This window comes from Nocardia sp. TBRC8007, from assembly GCF_056629435.1.
Map to the genome: position 1 here is coordinate 1 of NZ_JBWSOR010000099.1, position 1,050 is coordinate 1,050.

Genomic DNA, 1,050 nt, shown 5'->3' on the forward strand with positions numbered 1-1,050 from the left:
TTCACATCGCAGTGGCAGTCGATGCCGCAGGGCGGCAGGTCGGCAAACCACTGACGATGAACAACGATGCGACGCTGATTACGGTGGTGCTCGAGTGGATCCGCTCGATCACCCCAAGCGAGGCAGGCATTACATGGGCTATCGAGGATGCCCGCGGTCACGCCCGCCGTTTGGCCGACGGGCTGCTGATGGCCGGCTACGACGTCGTGTGGGTACCCGCTCGGCTCACCGCCGGGCACCGGAAGCTGCACGCCGCCACCGGGTCCAAATCCGACACCATCGACGCCACCGCCGTCGCCCATGCCGCTATCGCCAACCCGGGCCTGGCCCGTCATCGTATCGACGACCAGGTGCACCAATTGCGGATGCTGGTCGATCATCGAGGCGATGTCATCAAGCGCCGAACCATGCTGATCAATCAACTCAAAGCACAACTGCACCTGTGGTGCAATCACACCCCCGGCGACCTGAGCCGGACCAGGACCGTCTCCTCGTCCACCGCCATCGTTCACGCAGCGCGCCTGGACACTCATGTGCGCCTGGTGCTCGACGACATGCTCGCCGAGCTCGCCGGACTCAACCGCCGTGTCCACGACCTCGATGCCACCATCAAACGACTCGTCACCCCACTGGCACCCACGCTGATGAAAATCACTGGCATCAGCCATAACTCGGCTGCTGTTCTGATCACCGAGATCGGCGACATCACCCGGTTCTCCACCTCGGCCAAGCTCGCCCGCTACACCGGAGCCGCACCGATACCAGTCTACTCCGCCGACAAACAACGACACCGCCTCCATCGAGGCGGAAATCGCAGGCTCAACAGCGTTCTATACACCGCCGCCATCGTCCAGAAACGATTCAATCCTGCCGCCGGGGAACTGCTACGACGCCACGAACAAACCAAAGGCCCCAAAGGCGCCAGGCGAATTCTGCAGCGCCACCTCGTCGACGTCATTCACCGCGCCATGCTCACCGATCAAGCCACATGGCCACACCACATCACCCGATGCACCATGCCAGCTTGACATAGAAGCATCAACGGCCTAC

1 protein-coding gene is annotated in these 1,050 nt (G+C 62.5%); it reads left to right on the top strand.

What is annotated here, in order from left to right:
* On the top strand, window positions 1-1,028 hold a 1,028-nt coding region (locus tag ACX4ZE_RS22770), incomplete at its 5' end, for an IS110 family RNA-guided transposase (RefSeq protein ID WP_480275508.1).
* Window positions 1,029-1,050 lie beyond the last annotated feature (22 nt).